Here is an 18,786-nt window from a genome sequence, read left to right on the forward strand (position 1 = left end):
CAATAAACTCGGAAAAACGGTAGGTGAGGCTACCACAAGGATACGGATGACTACCGCAAAGCAGTGGAGACACTACTCGTTGGTCAACAGTCCTGATCGCAAAGGTCAAGACTAAGCTCATTTCATCGCCTTGCGGAGCTAAAGCTTGGACGGTCAGTTTTTTGAGAGTTTTGATTGAAAAATAAATGACGAGTTTCATGAGTCCTACCGATCGAGGGTAGGACTCTTTTTTATGCCTTACCAAGAAAAGTGAAAGGAGAGAGCTATGATACAAATCGACGATCATCCCGAACCGCACCGAACCAGCCAATCGCTGATTTGTGTCCTAGGGACTCCAAAAGTGATTGGCTCCTGATTGAAAAAGGAGATACCAATGCAAACAAATAAAGAAAGACTCATTGCTGCTCTTCAAGAACCACTTGAGAGCACCTTTGCTACCTATAAAACCAGTGCCTATGGTTTAGTTGACGATCAAGTGGAAGAAAACCGCGATATTTATGGCGAAAATGTCATCACAAAAGGTCAAGAAGATTCCATGATCAAAAAGATCTACGAATCCATCATCAATCCTTTTACGGTGATTTTGTTGGTCATTGCGCTGGTTTCCTTCATCACCAATGTCTGGCTAGCGAAGCCAGGTGAGCAAGATCCAACGACCTCCATCATCATTGTGACCTTGGTCTTGATTTCTGGTGGAATTCGCTTTATTCAAGAATTAAGAAGTGACAAGGCTGCAAGTAACCTGTCTCGTATGATTGTCAATACAGCGACCGTTCTGCGTGATGAATCAGAACAAGAAATTCCGATCGATGAAATCGTTGTCGGAGATGTGATCAAACTGAGTGCCGGCGATATGATCCCAGCAGATGTGGTCTTGATGGATTCTCGTGACTTCTTTGTCCAACAATCTGGTCTCACAGGAGAAAGTGATGCTGTTGAGAAGATTTGTCTCAGAAAAGCCGACAGTCAAAATCTAGATAGTCTCTTGGAGAGTGAAAGCTTGGCCTTCATGGGGACCAATGTCATCTCCGGACGTGCGACTGCCTTGGTTCTGGTAGTGGGTGATGAGACGATGATGGGCGCGATTGAGCAAACCATCAACACCTATGACGAACCAACCTCATTTGAGAGAGAAATGAATACTATTTCTTGGCTTTTGATTCGGCTCATGTTAGTCATGGTGCCCGTCGTCTTTGTGATCAATGGCCTAACAGACGGTGACTGGTTAGAGGCAGGTGTCTTTGCCCTCAGCGTTGGGGTTGGTTTGACTCCTGAAATGCTACCGATGATTATTACAGCGAGTCTTGCTAAGGGCTCTATCATCATGGCCAAGGAAAAAGTCGTTATCAAAAAACTCAATGCGATCCAAGATCTGGGTGCGATTGATATTTTGTGTACAGATAAGACAGGAACCTTGACCCAAGATGAAATCGTTTTGGAGTATCCGCTTGATATCCATGGAGATTTGGATCTATCAGTCCTTCGCCGGGCTTACTTGAATTCCTATTTCCAAACTGGACTAAAAAATTTGATGGACCGGGCGATTATTAACCGGACACAAAAAGAAGCCAAGAAACATGAGATCGTTCGCGATCTAGATCAAACCTTCCATAAGATAGATGAATTGCCCTTTGATTTTGAACGTCGTCGTATGAGTGTCATCGTTAAGGATGAAGATGGTGTGGTCAGCATGGTGACCAAGGGGGCCTTGGAAGAAATGCTTTCTGTATCGACTTATGTTGAGTACAAGGGGGAGATTAAACGCCTGACAGATGAAGTCCGTCAAGAAGTTCTCGTAGAAGTTGCCCAGTTAAATGAACAAGGCCTTCGTGTACTTGGCGTCAGCTACAAAACCGACTTAGACGAAAATGACATCTTTAGTGTGGAAGATGAACGAGATATGATCCTAACCGGTTACCTTGCCTTTCTTGATCCACCAAAACCTTCAGCAGCTCCTGCTATCAAAGCTCTTGCAGAATATGGGGTCACAACTAAGATCTTAACTGGGGACAATGAAAAGGTCACCCAAGCTGTCTGTGAAAAAGTAGGACTAGATGTCGAGCGGATTCTACTAGGAAGTGAAATCGATACGATGACAGACCAAGACTTAGCGCAAGTTGTGGAAACAACAACGGTCTTTGCCAAACTGTCACCCGATCAAAAAGCACGGATCATTCTCTGCCTCAAGAACAATGGCCATAAGGTGGGTTACATGGGAGATGGGATCAACGATGCTCCATCCATGAAGGTGTCAGATGTTGGGATCTCTGTGGATACCGCTGTGGATATTGCCAAAGAAACGGCAGATGTCATTCTTCTGGATAAGGACTTGATGGTCCTTGAAAAAGGCTTGGTCGAAGGCCGCAAAGTCTATGCCAATATGACCAAGTACATCAAGATGACGGTATCTTCTAACTTCGGGAATATCTTTTCTCTTCTCTTTGCCAGCATCTTTTTGCCCTTCCTTCCAATGGCGCCCGTTCATTTGATTGTGCTCAATCTGGTTTATGATATTTCCTGTATTGCTCTTCCATTTGACAATGTCGATAAGGAATTTCTCAGAGAACCTCGGATTTGGGAAGCCAATTCCATTATGCGCTTCATGGCATGGATCGGTCCAATATCATCTGTATTTGATATTCTCACTTATATGCTCCTTTACTTTATCGTTGTCCCAATGATTCTAGGACATGGGTATGTGCATGGAGCAGCAGATGCGGCAGCCTTTATCATGGTTTTTCAAACTGGATGGTTTATCGAATCCATGTGGTCTCAAACCATGGTGATTCATATGTTGCGCTCACCAAAACTGCCATTTATCCAAAGTCGTCCAGCCTTCTCAGTTGTGGTGACCACCTTAGTCGGAGCCTCTTTTGTGACCTTCCTTCCATACAGCCCTTTGGCTTCTATCTTGAAGCTGAGCCAACTAAATGGATTGTACTTTGTTCTGTTGTTTGCTATTATTGTCCTCTACATGCTGAGTGTGACGGTTGTCAAACGTATCTATATTAAGAAATACAAAGAGTGGTTGTAATTTATTTGTAGAAAGAATGAGTCCTAACTTAAAAAATTAAGTGTAAGGGCTCTCTTTTTTTTGTAAAATTTGGTATAATAAGACGACTATAAAGTTGGAAATGATGGTTTCCAATGGTAACTTGTTTTCAAAGACGGAGTGAAAACGAAATGGGTTAGGGTTAGACACATTTCTTGCTCTTATTTGAAACAGAATGATTAGAAAGAAGGATCTCAAAAATGGGAAAACTAGAAGTTATTAAACACCCCCTCATTCAACATAAATTGTCTATTCTTCGTCGTACAGATACCTCTACAAAGGCATTTCGTGAATTGGTAGATGAAATTGCTATGTTGATGGGCTACGAAGTGTTGCGTGAATTGCCTCTTGAAGATGTTGAGATTGAAACTCCTATTACCAAAACCGTTCAAAAGCAAATCGCGGGTAAGAAATTGGCCATTGTTCCTATTCTTCGTGCAGGGATTGGGATGGTTGATGGTCTCTTAAGTTTGGTACCAGCTGCTAAGGTTGGCCATATCGGGATGTACCGTGATGAAGAAACCTTGAAACCTGTTGAATACTTGGTGAAATTGCCAGAAGATATTGATCAACGTCGTATCTTTGTAGTGGACCCGATGCTTGCTACGGGTGGATCCGCTATTCTAGCTATTGATTCCTTGAAAAAACGCGGCGCTAGCCATATCAAATTTGTCTGCTTGGTATCAGCGCCAGAAGGGGTGAAAGCTCTTCAAGAAGCTCACCCAGATGTTGATATCTTTACAGCAGCCCTCGACGATCATTTGAATGAACATGGTTACATCGTACCTGGTCTTGGGGATGCAGGTGACCGTTTATTCGGTACCAAATAAAGAAACCATTCATGATTCGTCCAAAAGGTGCTTTAGATTTGACCTTTTTTGACCATTGGTTTATAATAGCACATATACTTTGAACCTCACGAATCGTGAGAATGAATGGATACTAAAGGAGAAGAATAGATGATTCCAGTAGTTATTGAACAAACCAGTCGTGGAGAACGTTCTTACGATATTTATTCCCGTCTGTTGAAAGATCGAATTATCATGGTAACAGGACCAGTTGAGGACCAAATGGCTAACTCCATTATCGCTCAATTGCTCTTCTTGGATGCCCAAGATAATACAAAAGATATCTATATGTATGTCAATACACCAGGTGGCTCTGTCTCTGCAGGTCTCGCCATTGTGGATACCATGAACTTTATCAAGTCAGATGTCCAAACCATTGTCATGGGGATGGCAGCTTCTATGGGGACTGTCATTGCTTCAAGCGGTGCTAAGGGCAAACGCTTCATGTTGCCAAATGCAGAGTACATGATTCACCAACCAATGGGTGGTACTGGTGGTGGTACCCAACAAACGGATATGGCCATTGCAGCAGAACACTTGCTCAAAACACGGAATAACTTGGAAAAAATCCTTGCGGAAAATGCAGGTCAATCCATTGAAAAAGTGCATGCAGATGCGGAACGTGACAATTGGATGAGCGCGCAAGAAACTCTTGAATATGGCTTTATTGATGAAATCATGGCCAACAATAATTTGGGCTAAACCATCCTCTGGAATGGTCCAACAAGGCTAGGCACTGTCTAGCCTTTTTTGCTCTCATAAAAGAGTAGTTCTTTTTCTTGAAATTTGATATACTAGTAGTAGAACTAGAAAGGGATTGACCATGTTTGAGAAACAAGAAAGAACAGGCTTGATTGTCAAGTTGTATTACAATCGAGATGGGAAAAAATTACAATCTGTCGGAGATGTCTTGTACCATTCTAAGAAATGCCGTTATGTCCAATTGTATGTGGACAGTGACAAGGCCGATCAAGTCATGGAAGACTTAAAGAAAGAACATTATGTCAAAAAGGTCTTGCCTTGCCATCTCAAAGATTTAGATACGGATTTTGTGGGGAGTTTGCAGCGATTGGAGGCCCCATCCGTGGTCACAGAAGGATAGAAAACGCAATCATTTGGTAGATTGCGCTTTTTTTATTGACAATTGTCAGATAATTCGGTATATTCTTAATGTATTTATTTTAAGATTCATTTAAGGAGATCAAAACAAATGAAGAAAAAATTTGCTCTTTCATTTTTAACCATTGCAAGTGTCGCTCTTCTTGCGGCTTGTGGTGAAGTTTCTACTTCAGGTTCAAACACAACTGGTAACGAAATCGGCAAGGAACTAAAAGTCGGTTTTAACTTTGAAAAAACTGGTGAAGTAGCAGCCTATGGTAGTGCTGAACAAAAAGGTGCCCAATTGGCCGTTGATGAAATCAACGCTAAGGGTGGAGCCGACGGTAAGAAGATCGTTGTCACAGACAAAGATAACAAGTCTGAAACAGCTGAAGCAGCTACCGTTACAACTAATCTTGTAACCCAATCAAAAGTAAACGCTCTTGTAGGACCTGCAACTTCTGGTGCTACTGCAGCAGCCGTTGCCAATGCTGGTAAAGCAGGTGTTCCATTGGTAACACCATCTGCAACACAAGATGATTTGACAAAAGGTCAAGATTACCTTTTCCGTGCAACCTTCATCGATAGTTTCCAAGGAAAAATCATTTCAAAATATACAACGGATAACTTGAAAGCGAAGAAAGTCGTTCTTTACTACGATAACTCATCTGACTATGCGAAAGGGATTGCTGAAGCCTTCAAGAAATCTTTCAAAGGTGAAATCGTAGCAACAGAAACGTTCCAATCTAAGGATACAGACTTCCAAGCTGCCCTTACAAAAATCAAAGATAAAGACTTCGATGCCATTGTTCTTCCAGGTTACTACACTGAAACTGGTAAAATCGTAAACCAAGCGCGTGGTATGGGAATCAAACAACCAATCATTGGTGGTGATGGATTTAGCGATGAGAAATTCGTTGAACAAGCAACACCTGCTGCAGCTACAGACATCTACTACGTAGCTGGATTCTCTACTGAAGGTGAAATGACTGATAAAGCCAAGAAATTCGTAGAAGCATACAAAGCGAAATACAACGAAGAACCTTCAATGTTTGCAGCTTTGGCTTACGATTCAGTTTACATGATTGCTGATGCATCTAAAGGTGCTAAGAACTCTGTTGAATTGAAAGACAACCTTGCGAAGTTGAAAGACTTGGAAGGTGTGACTGGTACAATGTCCATCGACAAGAACCACAACCCGGTTAAATCAGCTCTCATGATTGGCTTGAAAGATGGTAAAGTTAAATCCGTTGAGTCTGTTAAACCTTAATTATCATTTGTTGTTTGTACAAGAGGCTAGGAGAATAAAGAATCCTGGCCTCGCTCTTTATTGTTAGAAAGGATGGTTCATATGCTTCAGCAATTAGTGAACGGTCTAATCTTGGGAAGTGTCTATGCACTCTTGGCCCTAGGTTATACCATGGTGTATGGAATTATCAAATTGATCAACTTTGCCCATGGGGATATCTACATGGTAGGTGCCTTTATGGGATATTTCTTATTGAATTCATGGAAAGTGAACTTCTTTGTAGCCTTGCTTCTAGCCATGGTTGGGACAGCTATTTTAGGGGTTGTGATTGAATACCTGGCTTATCGTCCGCTTCGTCATTCGACTCGGATTGCTGCCTTGATCACAGCCATCGGTGTCTCCTTTTTGCTCCAATATGGGATGGTCTTCTTTGTAGGAGCCAATACCCGTTCCTTCCCCCAAGTTATTCACACGGTTCGTTACAACTTCGGTCCGATTTCTATCTCCAACATTCAGTTGATGATCTTGGGAGTGTCTGTTTTCTTGATGGTCGCTCTTCAATTTATTATCCAAAAGACAAAGATGGGGAAAGCCATGCGGGCTGTATCTGTCGATAGTGATGCGGCTCAATTGATGGGGATTAACGTAAACCGGACCATCAGCTTTACCTTTGCTTTGGGATCAGCCTTGGCAGGTGCTGGTGGGGTTTTGATCGGTTTGTACTACAACTCGATCGAGCCTTTGATGGGGATGACACCAGGGATCAAAGCCTTTGTCGCAGCCGTTCTTGGAGGAATTGGAATCATTCCAGGTGCAGCCCTAGGTGGATTTGTTATCGGTTTGTTGGAAACCTTCGCTACAGCGATTGGTCTTTCAGACTTCCGTGATGCCATTGTATATGCCATCTTGATTGTGATCTTGCTTATCCGTCCAGCAGGTATCCTCGGTAAAAATGTGAAAGAGAAGGTGTAAGCCATGAAACAAAATTTAAAAGTGAATATAGTCTGGCTTGGTCTTTTGGTCGCAGGTTTTGCCTTGATCCAAGTCTTGGTTGCAGCGGGTGTGCTCAACCTCTTCTATATCCAAATTTTGGAACAAATCGGGATTAACATTATCCTTGCAGTTGGCCTGAACCTCATTGTTGGTTTCTCAGGTCAATTCTCACTCGGTCATGCCGGCTTTATGGCAATTGGTGCCTATTCTGCAGCCATTCTCGGTTCTAAATCGCCAACCTACGGTGCTTTCTTTGGTGCTATGGTTTTAGGTGCTTTGATTGCTGGTGTCGTTGCCTTAATCGTTGGGGTTCCAACCCTTCGGTTGAAAGGGGACTACCTCGCGATTGCGACACTTGGGGTTTCTGAAATCATCCGGATCTTGATCGTCAATGGTGGTACTCTAACAAATGGTGCCGCTGGTATCCTTGGTTTACCAGCTTTTACAACTTGGCAATTGGTTTACCTCTTTGTCGTGATTACAACGATCTTTACGATTAACTTCTTACGCAGTCCAATTGGGCGTTCTACCCTTTCTGTTCGTGAAGATGAAATCGCAGCAGAATCTGTTGGGATCAATACGACCAAAGTGAAAGTCATTGCCTTTGTATTTGGTGCGATCACAGCTGCGATTGCGGGATCTCTTCAAGCTGGCTTTATCGGTTCTGTTGTTCCTAAAGATTACTCTTTCACTAATACCATTAATGTCTTAATCATTGTCGTGTTTGGTGGTTTGGGATCGATGTCAGGAACAGTTGTAGCAGCTATCGTCTTGGGTATCTTGAACATGGTGCTTCAAGACTTCTCAAGCGTTCGTATGATCATTTACTCATTGGCTTTGATTCTCGTGATGATCTTCCGTCCAGGTGGTCTTCTTGGAACATGGGAATTTAGCTTGAAAAAACTACTCTCAAAAAAGGAGGCTAACTAATGGCACTTCTTGAAGTAAAAAATTTAACAAAAAACTTTGGTGGTTTGACAGCCGTTGGGGATGTGACCATGGAACTCAATGAAGGGGAATTGGTTGGTTTGATCGGACCCAACGGTGCTGGTAAAACAACCCTCTTCAACCTCCTAACAGGAGTATATGAGCCAAGTGAAGGAACCATTACTTTAGATGGGCACCTATTAAACGGTAAAGCACCTTATAAAATCGCTGCTGGTGGTCTGGGACGGACTTTCCAAAATATTCGTCTCTTTAAAGACTTGAGCGTTTTGGACAATGTCTTGATTGCCTTTGCCAATCACCACAAACCACATGTCTTTGCTAGTCTGTTCCGCTTGCCAAGCTATTATAAGAATGAAGAAGCTTTGAAAGCAAAAGCTCTTGAATTGTTAGCCATTTTTGGTTTGGAAAAAGAAGCAGATACCTTGGCCAAGAATTTAGCTTACGGACAACAACGTCACTTGGAGATCGTTCGTGCCCTTGCTACAGAGCCAAAAATCCTCTTCTTGGATGAACCTGCTGCAGGGATGAACCCTCAAGAAACAGCAGAATTGACCCAATTGATCCGTCGCATTCAAAAAGAATTCAATATTACGATCATGCTGATCGAACACGATATGAGCTTGGTCATGAAAGTAACAGAGCGGATTTATGTATTGGAATATGGTCGCTTGATTGCCCATGGTACGCCAGATGAAATCAAGACCAACAAACGCGTAATCGAAGCATATCTAGGGGGTGAAGCCTAATGTCTATGTTAAAAGTTGAAAATCTTTCTGTACACTATGGCATGATCCAGGCTGTCCGTGATGTCAGTTTCGAAGTCAATGAAGGGGAAGTTGTTTCTCTTATCGGTGCCAATGGTGCTGGGAAAACCTCTATTCTTCGTACCATTTCAGGTTTGGTGCGTCCAAGTGCTGGGAAGATCGAGTTCTTGGGTCAGGAGATTCAAAAGGTTCCGGCTCAAAAGATTGTAGCAGCAGGGCTCTCTCAAGTTCCAGAAGGCCGCCACGTCTTTCCAGGCTTGACCGTTATGGAAAACTTGGAAATGGGAGCTTTCTTGAAGAAAGATCGAGAAGAAAATCAAGCCAACTTGAAGAAAGTCTTCTCTCGTTTTCCACGATTGGAAGAACGGAAGAACCAAGATGCAGCCACCCTATCTGGTGGGGAACAACAAATGCTCGCAATGGGTCGTGCCCTCATGTCGACGCCAAAACTCTTGCTTTTGGATGAACCTTCTATGGGATTGGCCCCAATCTTCATCCAAGAAATCTTTGATATCATCCAAGATATCCAAAAACAAGGAACAACCGTTCTCTTGATTGAACAAAATGCCAACAAGGCCCTTGCCATCGCAGACCGTGGTTATGTTCTCGAAACAGGGAAAGTCGTTCTTTCCGGAACAGGAAAAGAACTCTTAGCCTCAGAAGAAGTCCGTAAGGCTTATTTGGGTGGATAAGATTTCTAAAGTTTGTTTGAAAGAAAAAGATAGCTAAATCTTTCTTCGTATTGATGACAAAGAAAATTTAGAAACTTTCCATAGGTGAGTACGGACGTCAGCGAACTTCTACGAAGTTCCATGACTTAGTTTTGAGCCCCTTCGCTTTTTAATTTCTAAGCTCAGGCTAAAACAGTTCCCCGAACTGTTTTACTCTCAAAACTCCCGAGTGCTTGAAACAATCTTGTTTCAAGCACTTTTCTCACGGCGGAAAGTTTCAATATACTCCCAAATGATTCAAAAAATAGCATAATTTCTATTATGAAGAATTATTAATCTTATATTATAGGAAAGATAGTTTTACAATATTCAAAAGAAAGGTCCTGGAGACCTTTCTTTTTTCATTTTTACTGGCTGAGATTTTTTCTTAGTAAAATAATTTAAAATATATAATTTCCTTTATTAATTTGGTAAAATAAACGTAATTACTAATGACTGAAATGGATTATAAGATATGCGCATAGATCGTAAAGTTCAATTGGGTGAATTATATAAGGAACTAAGAATTGCCAGAGGCTTAAAACAAAAGGATGTTGCTAGAAAAGGATTAAGCATAGCACAATTGTCTAAATTTGAAAATGGGCAAACGATGTTAAGTGCTGATAAATTATTAATAGCGATAGAATCAATCCACATGACTTTTGAAGAGTTTGGCCATAAATTAAATAATTATGAATTACCTAAAGATATTATTTTAGGTAAGAAGATATCCACTTTATTTTTGAAACAGGATATTAAAGGATTAGAGTATCTATTAACCGAAGTATTACAGAGTGAAGAGACGGATCGTTATCAAAGAATTCAGTCATTCATTATTGAAAACGCGATACATTCATTAGACCAAAACTATGAAATAAATATTGAAGATAAAAAAGTATTGGTAGATTATCTATTTTCAATTGAATCTTGGACATGGTTTGAATTATATGTATTTGGAAATACAATGACTTTAATTTCAGATGAAGATCTATTATTTTTTGGAGATCAGCTTGCGGAAAGGACTAAAGATTATAATTTTCTTAAACACAATTTAAGTTCTTTAAAATTAACGTACATAAATTTAATTGGCGAATTAATTTTAAGAAAAATTGATACTCAAGTTCCATTGTTTATACTCGAGCTAGAAAAACTTCTTTTCCCATATGATATGCTAGAAATCATGTTGTTAAAATTTTTAAAATTAGTAAATGGTTATTTAAAGTCAAAAAATTCTAAAAAGGAAATTAAACAATTTATAGAGTCTCTTCGAGTTGTTGGTGATAGTCAACTGATTAATATTTTAGAGGTAAAATTGGACCAGTTTGGGATACATATAAATTAGGAAAAAGATTAGATGTATGAGATAGGATATTTCATATTTGAAACTCTGTTAAATATTTAAAATTTAGTAGTAAACTATATTTAGATATAACAATTAAATTCTTCGATATTTTGTTAATTCATATAGAAGAATAAAATAATTCTAATAATAAATATTTTTATTAGAATTTAAGTCATGTCTATTAAGTATCTACTAGGAAGGTATTGCAGATGAAAGTCTTTTTTAGAAATATATTTTTTAGGAATCTAGTGTTGTCTAGTTTCTTTGATGATTTAGGGTCAACTATTTATAATCTTGTTTTTGTGGTTTTTGCAGCAAGTATGGCGAATAGTAAATTGGCAGTTGGTGTAGCGAGTTTTATACAATATATTCCAACGATTTTTGCTCTTTTTATTGCAATGCAGGCTGACAAAACAAAGAATAAGAAATTGTGGTTGCTATTATTAGGATATATACAAGCAGTATTATTTATTATAGTTGCGTTCTTATCGAAAGAAAATTCATGGCTAGTTTTCTCAATTGTATGTTTCATTAACATCCTATCAGATTGTATTGCAGAGTACAGAAGAGGCCTAGTGTTACCTATGTTTCAGTCCCACATTCCTGAAGAAGAACTGATGGAAGCATACTCTTTTGATCAAGTAATTAGTCAAATAACTTTGATTTCTGGTCAAACTTTGGGTGTTTGGTTACTAACGATTTCTCATAATAATTTCTTCTTTTTAGCTACAATAAATGCTATAAGTTTCTTATTATCATCGATGGTGTTGCTTAAAATTCAAAGACAATTGACACATCCAGAAGTTAATTATTCACCAGAAAATGGGTTTATCTCCCAAATTAAGAACCTTTACAAAAATAGTAAAAGTATATTTAAATATCAAGAGAAAGTACGTTTTGGTCTAATGATTTTTTCAATTTTAGGATTAAATTCGCTAGGCGGTGCTATTTTAATAATGTACAATTTGAAATTTACAGAAATAACTCCCTTTGGTTTATCTTTTGCTCAGTCGGTGTTTTTACTTCAAACAATATTATTTGTTTCAGCCCTAATTGGTGGAATGACCCCTAATGATTATTTTTCTAAGCTTTCACTTATTAAAATACTTCAAATAGATAGTGGATTATTAATTTTAATAGGAATATGTGGTTGGATAAATGGTTTGGAAATTATTTCCTTTAGTGTGTTGGCATTCATGATGTATCTTAGCAGTAAGGTAAATCCCAAATTAAATAGTCTATTAATGGCAAAACTTCCACCGGAAATTCTTGCACAAACTAGTAGTTTTTTTAAGGTTATATCAGTATTATCAATGCCATTAGCAACTATTTTGTTTACAAGTTTATCCATTTGGAACTTTCAGTTTGCTTGGGGTGCATTCTTATTATTATCTATTGTGGTATTTGTACTTTCCTTATTTTCTAATAAATCGGTTACTAGTGACTAAGATTAGTTTGCAAGATTTAAATGTTGAATAAAAAGGTACGTGTGTTTGATTTTTCTAAATTTTGAAAACAAGAGAAAACTGCTGAAAGCGTTTGAAATCATTCTTAAAATCAAGTATAATAAAACTAGTAAAAGCATAGGAGAACTTGTTATGGCTGTTAAAGATTTTATGACACGTAAAGTGGTTTACATTAGTCCAGATACTACAATTGCCCATGCGGCAGATTTGATGCGCGAACAAGGTTTGCACCGTTTGCCGGTTATTGAAAATGACAAATTGGTCGGCTTGGTGACAGAAGGTACGATTGCAGAAGCCAGTCCATCTAAAGCAACCAGCTTGTCTATTTTTGAAATGAACTATCTCTTGAACAAGACCAAGGTCAAAGATGTCATGCTTCGTGATGTCATTACTGTCTCAAAATTTGCAAGTCTAGAAGATGCGACCTACCTCATGTATAAGAACAAGGTGGGAATTCTTCCAGTCGTGGACAATGAGCAAGTATCCGGTGTCATCACGGATCGTGATATTTTCCGTGCCTTCCTTGAAGTTTCCGGTTATGGAGAAGAAGGAGTCCGTGTTCGCTTTGTGACAGAAGATAAGGTTGGCGTTCTAGAACAAATCATTCACTTGATTGTAGAAGAAGGGTATAACATCGCCAATACAGTCAATATCCCAACCAAAGACGATCGTGTCGTCATCGAAGTTCAAATTGATGGGGTGACAGATCTAGAAGGAATCCGTACTAAATTTGAAGCCAACGGTTTGAAAGTCGATGAAATCATTCGAACTAGCGCAAAAGCTATTTAATAAAAAATCAGGCTGGATGAACATCCAGTCTGGTTTTGTATAAAGTAATCTAATAAATTCTATAAAAATATTTATGATTTTATTAATTACCACGTGTATTCTAAGATTTTCCGCCGTGAGAAAATAGCATGAAACATACTTGTTTCATGCTTTCGGAATTCTTGAGACATTAGGCTCAAAAATTAGTCATGGAACTTTGTAAAAGTTCGCTGACGTCCGTACTCACCTAAGGAAAATCATAAATAGAAAAACAAAGCTAGATGAAAATCTAGCCTTTTTTTTATTAACGGGTAATGGGTTGTTTTTCTTTATCTAAAGTGAAGCCTTCGCCGAGAATTTCATGGGCTTCGGAAATCGTGATAAAGGCGAATGGATCAATACGATTGATGATGTCTTTCATTTGTTTCATCTCATTCCGCGAAACGACACAGTAGACGATATCCAGGTCCTTACGGCTGTAATAGCCCATCCCACGGATAAAGGTAATCCCGCGCCCCAGATCGTCAGATACCTTTTGGGCAATCTCTTCTGGTTTAGCTGTAACGATGAGGAAGCCTTTTCCAGCGAAACCACCTTCTCCAATCAAGTCGATCACAAGGGTGTCAATCAGGATGAAGAAGAGAGTATACATGGCGGTACGGACATCTTGGAAGACTACGACAACAGTTGTCAGAACAATGGCATCTACAATCAACATGAGTTTTCCCATACTGAGGGAAGTGTATTTATTAAAGATGCGAGCGAGGATATCTGTTCCTCCAGTGGTTCCTCCAGCATTGAAGATGATCCCTAGCCCCAAACCAAGGACAACCCCTGAGGTGATACAGGCAAGCAGAATATCTCCTTTAAAGGCGTCAAAGATGAAATGATGGTAGCGGTGGCTGAGGGGCATAGCTTCAAAAATAGCCATCCAAGCCGAAACCGAAAAGGTCCCCAGCAAGCTCAGATAAAGAGATTTCTTGCCCAGCAGCTTCCAAGCTAAAACGAAGAGAGGGATATTGATCAGCAAGTTCATGATGGATACAGGGATTTTGAAGAGGTAGTAGGTGATCAAGGTAATCCCTGTTGCTCCTCCTTCATAGAAGTGAAAGGGAATGACCAAAAAATAGATCCCAAACGAAAAAATGCCGGCCCCAAAAATGATAGCCAGAATATCTTTAAATTTAAACATGATAGGTTGTCTCCTAAAACTTTATAAGATCATTGTAACAAAAAAGTGAAAAAATGAAAATGACTTTGAAAAATTTTCTCTCCTAAAATACAAGATTTTTACCCTTATTTTTGGTAAAATAAAAAGAAGAAAAACAGAAAGAGGATACTATGGTAAACGGTACATTAATTTCATTTGAAGGTCCAGAAGGAGCGGGAAAATCATCGGTCCTAGAAGCCATTTTACCTCTACTTGAAGAAAAAGGAATTCCTTTCATTACAACCCGTGAACCAGGTGGTGTCGACATTGCCGAAAAGATCCGCCAAGTCATTCTGGATCCAGACCATACTAGTATGGATGCCAAGACCGAGTTGTTGCTCTATATTGCTAGTCGCCGGCAGCATTTGGTGGAACGTGTCTTGCCAGCTCTTGCAGCTGGGAAGGTTGTCTTGATGGACCGCTTTATTGACAGCTCGGTGGCTTATCAAGGGTATGGTCGCGGTCTGAGTGTGGAAGACATCGAATGGCTCAATCAATTCGCGACAGATGGTCTGAAGCCAGACCTAACCCTTTACTTTGATCTGGATGTCGAAGAAGGGCTTGCACGAATTGCGAAAAACCAAGAGCGGGAAGTCAATCGTTTGGATTTGGAAGGATTGGAACTTCACCAAAAAGTCAGACAAGGTTATTTGGCCTTGTATGAAAAGGAACCAGAGCGCATTGTGAAAATCGATGCCAGTCAATCCTTTGAAGCAGTCTTTACGGATGTCTTGGCTGTTTTAGAAAATCGCTTGGGGACATTGAAATGAATCTAGGAGAGATCCAACAGCTCCAGCCAGAATTGGTGGAGCGCTTCACCCATATCTTAGAGAATGGACATCTTAGCCATGCCTATCTCTTTACAGGCTCTTTTGCTAGTTTTGAGATGGCTCTCTTGCTAGCTCAAAGTCAGTTTTGCGAAGATTTGCAAGGAGTCTGGCCTTGTGGCAAATGTCGATCCTGTCGCTTGATTGCTGAAGAAGAATTCTCAGACGTGAAGATCGTGCGTCCAGTCAACCAGATCATAAAGACTGATCGTATTCGCTCGTTGGTTCAAGACTTTTCTCAATCCGGGTTTGAAGGAAGTCGGCAGGTCTTTATTGTCCAAGATGCGGACAAGATGCATACTAATGCGGCCAATTCCCTCCTGAAAGTTATGGAAGAACCTCAGAGTGAGATCTATCTCTTTTTGTTGACCGCTGATGAAAATCTAATCCTCCCCACCATCAAGAGTCGGGCCCAGCAGGTCCATTTTCCAAAAAATCAAGCCTATTTGACAGAGCTTTTGGAAAAAGAAGGTTTGGTCAAATCGCAAGCAAGGTTGGTGGCTCGATTTAGTTTTAGTCTTGAAGAGGCAGAACTACAAAAAAAGAATGCCTTATTTTTTGAATTGGCAAAAGTTTGCGAGCAGTTCATAGACCGTTGCCAATCTAGTCGCAATCGTGCTTATTTGGAAGTGACCCGCCTAGTGAGCTTGGCAGATGATAAGGAAAAACAAAGCCAGTCCTTTCGATTGATGGAGTTGGCTTTAGAAGAGCAGTTGCGCTTGAGAAGATCCCAGCAGCTGCTGGAAAAATTGAGTCTTGCTCGCACCATGTGGAAGGCCAATGTTTCGTTCCAAAATGCTCTGGAATATATGGTTTTGAGCTTAGAAAGTTAAGGAGACAGAATGAATAAAAAAGAATTATTTGATGCTTTAGACGGCTTTTCACAGAATTTGCTGGTCACCTTGGCTGAGGTCGAAGCTATCAAGAAAAATTTAAAAGAAGTGATCGAAGAAAATACAGCTCTTCGTCTAGAAAATGACAAATTGAGAGAGCGCTTGGGAGAAGTAGAAAAGACTTCATCGGCTAAATCTCAACACCATGGTCGTGAAAATTTGCAACGCATATACAATGATGGTTTTCACATTTGTACTTATTCCTACGGCCAACGTCGTGAGAACGATGAAGAGTGTATGTTTTGTGACGAGTTGTTATTTAGGGAGTAAGCATGCAGATCCAACGAAGTTTTAAAGGGGAAAAGAAAACAGGGGTGCTTTACCTGGTCCCAACACCGATCGGCAATCGCGAGGATATGAGTTACCGCATGGTCCAAACCTTAAAGGATGTGGACTTGATCGCAGCTGAGGATACCAGAAATACAGGCCTCTTGCTCAAGCATTTTGAGATTAGGACACCCCAGACTAGCTTTCATGAGCATAATGCCCAGGAGAAAATTCCAGATCTAATCGCCCATTTAGAATCTGGAAAAGATTTGGCACAGGTCTCAGATGCAGGACTCCCTAGTATCTCTGATCCTGGTCATGATTTGGTTAAGGCAGCGATTGAACGCGAGATTCCTGTCGTAGCTGTTCCTGGTCCAAGTGCAGGGATTACAGGCTTGATTGCCAGTGGCCTAGCACCACAACCCCATATTTTTTATGGATTTCTACCTCGCAAAGAAGGGCAACAAAAAGCCTTTTTCCAAGAAAAAGTGGCCTATCCGGAGACGCAGATTTTTTATGAGTCGCCTCATCGGGTGAAGGCGACCTTAGAGAATATGTTGGCTGTCTATGGGGATCGTCTGGTTGTCTTGGTTCGTGAATTGACCAAGATCTACGAAGAATATACTCGCGGCAGCATTTCAGAGTTAGTCGCATTTCTTGAAGAAAATCCCCTCAAAGGTGAGTGCCTCTTGATCGTCGAAGGAGCCAAGGAAGAAGATCTAGATCTAGAAGAGGTAGACTTAATCCAAGAGATCGATGCTTTGGTCAAAGACGGCATGAAGAAAAATCAAGCCATTAAACAGGTCGCCAAACAATATGGCCTACAAAAGAGTGAGCTCTATGCTCAGTACCACCAAGAATAGGAAAGGACAGGTGCAGGATGGAAATTAGAATGGCTTATCCAAATGAGATCCAGCGAATTATGGAAATCATCCAAGATGCTAAGGAAAACCTAGCGCAAAGACAGGTCGATCAGTGGCAGGATGGTTATCCAGATGAAGAGATCATTTTTGAGGATATTCTAGAAAGTCGTGGTTATGTGGCTGTTGAAGATCAGGAAATCGTTGCCTATGCAGCCGTCCACAAGGGAAATGAAGCAGCCTATAATGAGATTTACGATGGCAAGTGGGAGCATGACAACTATATGTATGTTACCTTTCACCGCGTCGCTGTGGCCAAAGAAGCTGCTGGCAAAGGGGTGGCTCAGACCTTCCTTCAAGGCTTGATCGAAGGAGAAAAAGGGCCTGATTTCCGTTGCGATACGCATCCGGATAATCTGGTCATGCAACATTTGCTTGAAAAATTAGGCTATCATTATTGTGGAAAGGTCCCAATTGATGGCGTCCGTCTGGCTTATCAAAAGATCAAACGAAAAGCAGAAACTAGTCTATTCCAAGTGGTATCAGAAGAGGACCGCTGGGACCAAAGAGCAGAAGCAGCCTCCAATGACTCTTTATCTTAAACAGTTCTATGAAAGCCCTATGGGACTTCTTTCGATCATTGTCAGTAAAGAAGGCCTTGTAGAACTTGATTTTTATGATCCGAAAGAAGATGCGCCTGATCCTTTTGGGGCGCTGGAGCAGTTCCATCCCTACCATGAGAAGGTGAAGGAGTGGTTGGACCATTATTTTGCTGGGGATCCGATTGCCATCAGCTTTCCACTAGCGCCGCAAGGGACAGCCTTTCAAGAGCGGGTATGGCAGTTATTGCGAGAGATTCCCTATGGTGAGACCAAGACCTATGGGCAGCTTGCCCAGGATCTTTCTTGTGGCTCAGCCCAAGCAGTGGGACAAGCTGTTGGACGCAATCCCTTGACAATTTTAGTCCCTTGTCACCGTGTGATGGGAAAAAATGGAGAATTGACAGGCTATGCGTCTGGACTCGATCGTAAACGCTGGCTCTTACAACACGAAGGAATTACCTGGAAGGAGAAATGAAATCGATGTATACCTTTATTGAATACCCAAAATGTTCGACTTGTCGAAAGGCTAAATCAGAATTGGACGGTCTCCAATGTGAGTTTCAAAGCCAAAATATTGTTACAGAAACACCGACTAGCAAAGAATTGCAAGACTGGATCAAAGCATCTGGACTGCCAATCAAGTCTTTCTTTAATACTAGCGGGATAAAATATCGGGAACTCGGTTTGAAAGATAAGGTGGATCAACTGACAGTGAAAGAAGCAGCGGATCTTTTGGCTAGCGACGGTATGCTGATCAAGCGCCCCCTACTTGTCAAAGACGGAAAAGTGGTTCAAGTAGGCTACCGGAAACCATACGCAGACTTAGATTTGTAAAAGAAAAGGGAGTTGGACTCCCTTTTCATTTTGAGTTGAAGATGATATAATCATA

20 protein-coding genes and 1 riboswitch are annotated in these 18,786 nt (G+C 40.7%); of the genes, 19 read left to right on the forward strand and 1 reads right to left on the reverse strand.

Annotated elements, in window-relative coordinates:
• Nucleotides 1-8 precede the first annotated feature (8 nt).
• Nucleotides 9-166: riboswitch (M-box (ykoK) riboswitch) on the forward strand.
• A gap of 207 nt (nt 167-373) precedes the next feature.
• The 12 genes from mgtA (at nt 374) to JX304_RS05680 (ending at nt 13,259) form a co-directional block, all read left to right on the forward strand.
• On the forward strand, nt 374-3,034 hold the full coding sequence (mgtA, locus tag JX304_RS05625) for a magnesium-translocating P-type ATPase (RefSeq protein WP_205011629.1): 2,661 nt from the start codon (nt 374-376) through the stop codon (nt 3,032-3,034).
• A gap of 218 nt (nt 3,035-3,252) precedes the next feature.
• A complete protein-coding gene (gene upp / locus JX304_RS05630; RefSeq protein ID WP_205011630.1) occupies nt 3,253-3,882 on the forward strand; it encodes a uracil phosphoribosyltransferase in 630 nt (209 codons plus the stop codon).
• Between the two features lie 129 nt (nt 3,883-4,011).
• Nucleotides 4,012-4,602: an ATP-dependent Clp protease proteolytic subunit ClpP gene (gene clpP, locus JX304_RS05635; protein WP_205011631.1), complete on the forward strand. Its 591-nt coding sequence runs from the start codon at nt 4,012-4,014 to the stop codon at nt 4,600-4,602.
• Nucleotides 4,603-4,723: 121 nt separating this feature from the next.
• Nucleotides 4,724-5,002, forward strand: coding sequence for a DUF2129 domain-containing protein (locus JX304_RS05640; protein ID WP_205011633.1), 279 nt, complete (start codon nt 4,724-4,726; stop codon nt 5,000-5,002).
• 108 nt (nt 5,003-5,110) lie between these two features.
• Complete coding sequence (locus JX304_RS05645) at nt 5,111-6,268, forward strand: ABC transporter substrate-binding protein (protein ID WP_205011634.1); 1,158 nt, start codon at nt 5,111-5,113, stop codon at nt 6,266-6,268.
• Nucleotides 6,269-6,349: 81 nt separating this feature from the next.
• A complete protein-coding gene (locus JX304_RS05650) occupies nt 6,350-7,219 on the forward strand; it encodes a branched-chain amino acid ABC transporter permease (RefSeq protein WP_205011635.1) in 870 nt (289 codons plus the stop codon).
• A gap of 3 nt (nt 7,220-7,222) precedes the next feature.
• Complete coding sequence (locus JX304_RS05655) at nt 7,223-8,170, forward strand: branched-chain amino acid ABC transporter permease (RefSeq protein WP_205011637.1); 948 nt, start codon at nt 7,223-7,225, stop codon at nt 8,168-8,170.
• Nucleotides 8,170-8,934 (forward strand): ABC transporter ATP-binding protein, encoded by a 765-nt coding sequence (locus JX304_RS05660; protein WP_205011638.1) that lies wholly within the window; start codon nt 8,170-8,172, stop codon nt 8,932-8,934. The genes JX304_RS05655 and JX304_RS05660 overlap by 1 nt, the downstream gene beginning before the upstream one ends.
• Nucleotides 8,934-9,644: an ABC transporter ATP-binding protein gene (locus JX304_RS05665; RefSeq protein ID WP_003008277.1), complete on the forward strand. Its 711-nt coding sequence runs from the start codon at nt 8,934-8,936 to the stop codon at nt 9,642-9,644. The genes JX304_RS05660 and JX304_RS05665 overlap by 1 nt, the downstream gene beginning before the upstream one ends.
• A 493-nt stretch (nt 9,645-10,137) precedes the next feature.
• On the forward strand, nt 10,138-11,004 hold the full coding sequence (locus tag JX304_RS05670; protein WP_205011639.1) for an Rgg/GadR/MutR family transcriptional regulator: 867 nt from the start codon (nt 10,138-10,140) through the stop codon (nt 11,002-11,004).
• Between the two features lie 209 nt (nt 11,005-11,213).
• Complete coding sequence (locus JX304_RS05675; RefSeq protein ID WP_205011640.1) at nt 11,214-12,452, forward strand: MFS transporter permease; 1,239 nt, start codon at nt 11,214-11,216, stop codon at nt 12,450-12,452.
• A gap of 150 nt (nt 12,453-12,602) precedes the next feature.
• Nucleotides 12,603-13,259: a CBS domain-containing protein gene (locus tag JX304_RS05680; RefSeq protein ID WP_205011641.1), complete on the forward strand. Its 657-nt coding sequence runs from the start codon at nt 12,603-12,605 to the stop codon at nt 13,257-13,259.
• Between the two features lie 283 nt (nt 13,260-13,542).
• Here the strand turns inward: JX304_RS05680 and JX304_RS05685 are convergent, their stop codons facing one another.
• Nucleotides 13,543-14,430 carry a YitT family protein gene (locus JX304_RS05685; protein ID WP_205011642.1) on the reverse strand — a complete coding sequence of 296 codons (888 nt, stop codon included), beginning with the start codon at nt 14,428-14,430 and terminating at the stop codon, nt 13,543-13,545.
• Between the two features lie 149 nt (nt 14,431-14,579).
• Between JX304_RS05685 and tmk the strand changes: the two genes are divergently transcribed.
• The 7 genes from tmk to JX304_RS05720 are packed head-to-tail and all read left to right on the forward strand — an operon-like array spanning nt 14,580 to nt 18,731.
• Nucleotides 14,580-15,218, forward strand: coding sequence for a dTMP kinase (gene tmk, locus JX304_RS05690; RefSeq protein ID WP_205011643.1), 639 nt, complete (start codon nt 14,580-14,582; stop codon nt 15,216-15,218).
• Nucleotides 15,215-16,108, forward strand: a complete 894-nt coding sequence (locus JX304_RS05695; RefSeq protein WP_205011644.1) for a DNA polymerase III subunit delta' — start codon at nt 15,215-15,217, stop codon at nt 16,106-16,108. Before tmk ends, JX304_RS05695 begins: the two co-directional genes overlap by 4 nt.
• A 9-nt stretch (nt 16,109-16,117) precedes the next feature.
• Nucleotides 16,118-16,438: a DNA replication initiation control protein YabA gene (yabA, locus tag JX304_RS05700; RefSeq protein ID WP_187540340.1), complete on the forward strand. Its 321-nt coding sequence runs from the start codon at nt 16,118-16,120 to the stop codon at nt 16,436-16,438.
• Nucleotides 16,439-16,440: 2 nt separating this feature from the next.
• The gene (gene rsmI / locus JX304_RS05705) at nt 16,441-17,298 is read left to right on the forward strand and encodes a 16S rRNA (cytidine(1402)-2'-O)-methyltransferase (protein ID WP_205011645.1); all 858 of its coding nucleotides are present in this window, start codon (nt 16,441-16,443) and stop codon (nt 17,296-17,298) included.
• A 17-nt stretch (nt 17,299-17,315) separates the two neighbouring features.
• Nucleotides 17,316-17,897, forward strand: a complete 582-nt coding sequence (locus tag JX304_RS05710) for a GNAT family N-acetyltransferase (RefSeq protein ID WP_205011646.1) — start codon at nt 17,316-17,318, stop codon at nt 17,895-17,897.
• Entirely contained in the window at nt 17,881-18,372 is a 492-nt protein-coding gene (locus tag JX304_RS05715) for a methylated-DNA--[protein]-cysteine S-methyltransferase (RefSeq protein ID WP_205011647.1), read from the forward strand. Before JX304_RS05710 ends, JX304_RS05715 begins: the two co-directional genes overlap by 17 nt.
• A 5-nt stretch (nt 18,373-18,377) precedes the next feature.
• A complete protein-coding gene (locus tag JX304_RS05720) occupies nt 18,378-18,731 on the forward strand; it encodes an arsenate reductase family protein (protein WP_187540685.1) in 354 nt (117 codons plus the stop codon).
• Nucleotides 18,732-18,786: the final 55 nt, after the last annotated feature.

This window comes from Streptococcus parasanguinis, from assembly GCF_901875555.1.
Taxonomy (GTDB): domain Bacteria; phylum Bacillota; class Bacilli; order Lactobacillales; family Streptococcaceae; genus Streptococcus; species Streptococcus parasanguinis_H.

Excerpts from the sequence above, each read along its gene's own strand:
- clpP (WP_205011631.1), top strand. The coding sequence starts at position 4,012 with ATGATTCCAGTAGTTATTGAACAAACCAGTCGTGGAGAACGTTCTTAC.
- JX304_RS05675 (WP_205011640.1), top strand. The coding sequence starts at position 11,214 with ATGAAAGTCTTTTTTAGAAATATATTTTTTAGGAATCTAGTGTTGTCT.
- upp (WP_205011630.1), top strand. The coding sequence starts at position 3,253 with ATGGGAAAACTAGAAGTTATTAAACACCCCCTCATTCAACATAAATTG.
- JX304_RS05710 (WP_205011646.1), top strand. The coding sequence starts at position 17,316 with ATGGAAATTAGAATGGCTTATCCAAATGAGATCCAGCGAATTATGGAA.
- mgtA (WP_205011629.1), top strand. The coding sequence starts at position 374 with ATGCAAACAAATAAAGAAAGACTCATTGCTGCTCTTCAAGAACCACTT.
- JX304_RS05695 (WP_205011644.1), top strand. The coding sequence starts at position 15,215 with ATGAATCTAGGAGAGATCCAACAGCTCCAGCCAGAATTGGTGGAGCGC.
- tmk (WP_205011643.1), top strand. The coding sequence starts at position 14,580 with ATGGTAAACGGTACATTAATTTCATTTGAAGGTCCAGAAGGAGCGGGA.
- JX304_RS05720 (WP_187540685.1), top strand. The coding sequence starts at position 18,378 with ATGTATACCTTTATTGAATACCCAAAATGTTCGACTTGTCGAAAGGCT.
- JX304_RS05680 (WP_205011641.1), top strand. The coding sequence starts at position 12,603 with ATGGCTGTTAAAGATTTTATGACACGTAAAGTGGTTTACATTAGTCCA.
- rsmI (WP_205011645.1), top strand. The coding sequence starts at position 16,441 with ATGCAGATCCAACGAAGTTTTAAAGGGGAAAAGAAAACAGGGGTGCTT.
- JX304_RS05715 (WP_205011647.1), top strand. The coding sequence starts at position 17,881 with ATGACTCTTTATCTTAAACAGTTCTATGAAAGCCCTATGGGACTTCTT.
- JX304_RS05640 (WP_205011633.1), top strand. The coding sequence starts at position 4,724 with ATGTTTGAGAAACAAGAAAGAACAGGCTTGATTGTCAAGTTGTATTAC.
- JX304_RS05645 (WP_205011634.1), top strand. The coding sequence starts at position 5,111 with ATGAAGAAAAAATTTGCTCTTTCATTTTTAACCATTGCAAGTGTCGCT.
- JX304_RS05665 (WP_003008277.1), top strand. The coding sequence starts at position 8,934 with ATGTCTATGTTAAAAGTTGAAAATCTTTCTGTACACTATGGCATGATC.
- yabA (WP_187540340.1), top strand. The coding sequence starts at position 16,118 with ATGAATAAAAAAGAATTATTTGATGCTTTAGACGGCTTTTCACAGAAT.
- JX304_RS05685 (WP_205011642.1), bottom strand. The coding sequence starts at position 14,430 with ATGTTTAAATTTAAAGATATTCTGGCTATCATTTTTGGGGCCGGCATT.
- JX304_RS05660 (WP_205011638.1), top strand. The coding sequence starts at position 8,170 with ATGGCACTTCTTGAAGTAAAAAATTTAACAAAAAACTTTGGTGGTTTG.
- JX304_RS05650 (WP_205011635.1), top strand. The coding sequence starts at position 6,350 with ATGCTTCAGCAATTAGTGAACGGTCTAATCTTGGGAAGTGTCTATGCA.
- JX304_RS05670 (WP_205011639.1), top strand. The coding sequence starts at position 10,138 with ATGCGCATAGATCGTAAAGTTCAATTGGGTGAATTATATAAGGAACTA.
- JX304_RS05655 (WP_205011637.1), top strand. The coding sequence starts at position 7,223 with ATGAAACAAAATTTAAAAGTGAATATAGTCTGGCTTGGTCTTTTGGTC.